The sequence below is a fragment of the Nonomuraea sp. NPDC052634 genome (assembly GCF_040678535.1).
Lineage (GTDB): Bacteria > Actinomycetota > Actinomycetes > Streptosporangiales > Streptosporangiaceae > Nonomuraea > Nonomuraea fastidiosa.
This window is the reverse complement of the sequence record NZ_JBFATY010000002.1, coordinates 748,345-750,431: the sequence shown is the minus strand read 5'-3', so window position 1 is coordinate 750,431 and position 2,087 is coordinate 748,345. Positions and strand designations below refer to the sequence as shown.

1 rRNA gene (running past one end of the window) is annotated in these 2,087 nt (G+C 57.5%); it reads left to right on the top strand.

Annotated features, from left to right (window positions below):
* Window positions 1–400: 400 nt before the first annotated feature.
* Window positions 401–2,087 (top strand): 23S ribosomal RNA (locus AB0K67_RS16040) (it continues 1,270 nt past the right edge of the window).

The window sequence follows — 2,087 nt, the reverse complement described above, 5'->3', positions numbered from 1 at the left end:
GGGGGAGCGGTCGAAGGTGGGGCTGGCGATTGGGACGAAGTCGTAACAAGGTAGCCGTACCGGAAGGTGCGGCTGGATCACCTCCTTTCTAAGGAGCCTTTTCACCTTGCATCACCGTTCGTGTGGTGGGGTGACAGCTCACTAGTGGAGCACTGGTTATTCAGGTTTGCCGGGTTGCCGGCGTGCTAGTACCGCCCAGCGGTCTCTCTTGTAGGGATGGTTGGGAGTGGGAACGGGCGTGCGGGGGCTCGGGGAGCTTGGGCACACTGTTGGGTCCTGAGGAAACGGGCGACCGGTTCCTTGGAGACAGGGCCAGCGAACACTGCACGGGTTTGTGTGGTGGGGTCTGGAGTCGCTGTTTGTTGTTTGAGATTTGCATAGTGGACGCGAGCATCTTTGTGGCCAAGTTTTTTAGGGCACACGGTGGATGCCTTGGCATCAGGAGCCGATGAAGGACGTGGGAGGCTGCGATAAGCCTCGGGGAGTCGCCAACCAGACGTTGATCCGGGGATGTCCGAATGGGGAAACCTAGCACCAGTCATGTGGTGTTGCCTCCGCCTGAATGTATAGGGCGGTTGGTGGTAACGCGGGGAAGTGAAACATCTCAGTACCCGTAGGAAGAGAAAACAATAGTGATTCCGTGAGTAGTGGTGAGCGAAAGCGGATGAGGCTAAACCGGGCGTGTGTGATAGCCGGCAGGCGTTGCATGTTCGGGGTTGTGGGACCTTCCGGTGGCTTCTGCCGGAGCCACGAGCAGTGATAAATCCGTCTGATAGCTGAAGCCTCTGGGAAGGGGCGCCGTAGACCGTGAGAGCCGGGTAGGCGAAATTGGATGGACTGTTGGAGGGGATCCCAAGTAGCACGGGGCTCGAGGAATCCTGTGTGAATCTGCCAGGACCACCTGGTAAGCCTAAATACTCCCTGGTGACCGATAGTGCACGAGTACCGTGAGGGAAAGGTGAAAAGTGCCCCGGTGAGGGGTTGTGAAAGAGTACCTGAAACCGTGTGCCTACAAGCCGTAGGAGCTTAGCTGGGCTTGCTCAGCTGTGATGTGACTGCGTGCCTTTTGAAGAATGAGCCTGCGAGTTATGGTGTGTGGCGAGGTTAACCCGTGTGGGGGAGCCGTAGCGAAAGCGAGTCTGAAGAGGGCGTTTGAGTCGCATGCTGTAGACCCGAAGCGGGGTGATCTACGCATGGGCAGGTTGAAGCTCAGGTAAGACTGGGTGGAGGACCGAACCCACCAGGGTTGAAAACCTGGGGGATGATCTGTGTGTAGGGGTGAAAGGCCAATCAAACTCCGTGATAGCTGGTTCTCCCCGAAATGCATTTAGGTGCAGCGTTGCGTGTTTCTTGCCGGAGGTAGAGCACTGGATGGCCGATGGGCCCGACAAGGTTACTGACGTCAGCCAAACTCCGAATGCCGGTAAGTGAGAGCGTGGCAGTGAGACTGCGGGCGATAAGGTTCGTAGTCGAGAGGGAAACAGCCCAGATCACCGACTAAGGCCCCTAAGCGTGTGCTAAGTGGGAAAGGATGTGGAGTCGCAGAGACAACCAGGAGGTTGGCTTAGAAGCAGCCATCCTTGAAAGAGTGCGTAATAGCTCACTGGTCAAGTGATTCTGCGCCGACAATGTAGCGGGGCTCAAGCACACCGCCGAAGTCGTGGCACTGACAGGACACTGAGCCTGTTGGTGGGTAGGGGAGCGTCGTGCAGCCGGTGAAGCAGCAGAGTGATCTAGTTGTGGAGGCTGTGCGAGTGAGAATGCAGGCATGAGTAGCGAATCGAGGGTGAGAAACCCTCGCGCCGGATGACCAAGGGTTCCTGGGCCAGGTTAATCCGCCCAGGGTAAGTCGGGACCTAAGGCGAGGCCGACAGGCGTAGTCGATGGACAACGGGTTGATATTCCCGTACCCGCTTCAACGCGCCCATACTGAACCCCTTGATACTAAGAGTCCTTAAGTCCCTCGGTCCTTCGGGATTGGGGTGAGGCTGAACGCTCGGCCTGATTGGGTAGTAGGTAAACGATGGGGTGACGCAGGAAGGTAGTCCAGCCCAGGCGATGGTTGTCCTGGGGTAAGCATGTAGGGC